At 39.4% G+C, this 1,209-nt stretch carries 2 protein-coding genes; one reads left to right on the plus strand and one right to left on the minus strand.

Annotated elements, in window-relative coordinates; genetic code table 11:
- Window positions 1–388 (minus strand): hypothetical protein (locus ACWATR_RS40190; RefSeq protein ID WP_460346016.1); only part of this gene is annotated, 388 nt, incomplete at its 3' end.
- 265 nt (window positions 389–653) lie between these two features.
- Between ACWATR_RS40190 and ACWATR_RS40195 the strand changes: the two genes are divergently transcribed.
- Window positions 654–1,181 carry a BlaI/MecI/CopY family transcriptional regulator gene (locus tag ACWATR_RS40195; RefSeq protein ID WP_460346019.1) on the plus strand — a complete coding sequence of 176 codons (528 nt, stop codon included), beginning with the start codon at window positions 654–656 and terminating at the stop codon, window positions 1,179–1,181.
- Window positions 1,182–1,209 lie beyond the last annotated feature (28 nt).

Consider the following 1,209-nt stretch of genomic DNA (forward strand, 5'->3'; position numbering starts at 1 on the left):
CTGTTTGGTGTTGACAATGATCGCAATCTGGACTGAAAAACATAACCACTACAGGTTGATTTTTTTTCAGGTTGCTTTTGGAAATTTTCGTTTTCCCATCCTCCTTGGTCAGTTCAAATGGAGGAACAGTTGGAAACCTTTTATAGGGTAAATCCTGTTGTTCTTGTTTAGAGCTTTTCCCCAATTGCTGATGAGCAGCATGATGGGCATTGGATTCAGAACTTGTTGTTGATTTTTGCGCAGTTGCCTCCATCAAAAGGCTTGGAAAAAATCCACAAATCAATCCAAATATCCAGACCATTTTTCTACCCTTACTTACCAAAAAACTTCCTACGCTATTCGCTAAAAAATTCATGCCTTCCAACTTATTGCTACCGAAGAATGCCATAAAAAAGAATTTAATTGTTCTTAAAACAGACCCATTGAGTAAAACCCTTTAAGTGGAGTATAACCTTTGAGGCAAAAAATGGTTTTCCCTTTCAACACAATTCAAAAATACCTCAATCGATGGTGCAGCAAAAGTAAACCCTCCAACGGGCTTCCCCATATCTGCACCCAATAATTTCAACACCAATCTCTTTTTTAACAAAATATTGAACAGCTTATTTTTTTCATTTCCGAAAGTTTCGTAAATTTACGAAAAGTTCGGAAATATGTATTTTACGGATAAAAAAATGATGCAAGGGTTTGTGTTTCGTTCTCCAGAGGTGGAATTGGGGGCAGGCGGTTCTTCGGATTCGTTGGGGAAGAAGGCGGAAACTGTTTTATCTGGGGAGGAGGCTTTCGACCAAATACAGAGAAAAGAAAAGGGTTGGCGGCATGAGCGGCTGAGCAAGCAGGAAGAAGAGGCGATGCTGGCGGTGTGGAAAGTAGGTCGAGGTTTCATCAAAGATTATTTGGAAAAAATGGGTGAACCGCAGCCTCATTACAACACCTTTACTTCCACCATCAAGAATTTAGAGAAGAAGGGATTCCTAACAGGCAAAAGGGTAGGCTTAATGTATGCATATGAACCCCTCGTATCGGAAGAAGAGTACAAACAGCGTTTTTTGAGCAATGTTGTTCAAGATTATTTCAAAAACAGTTACAAAGAGATGGTGGCTTTTTTTGCCAAGGAACAACAAATCAGCGCTGAAGAGTTAGAAGAAATTTTAAAAATGATAAAAGACGGTCGTTCCTAAGAGAGGAGGACTTAAACCAACAGGTAAT

It is taken from the genome of Nostoc sp. UIC 10890 (assembly GCF_054786515.1).

Excerpts from the sequence above, each read along its gene's own strand:
- ACWATR_RS40195 (WP_460346019.1), top strand. The coding sequence starts at position 654 with ATGTATTTTACGGATAAAAAAATGATGCAAGGGTTTGTGTTTCGTTCT.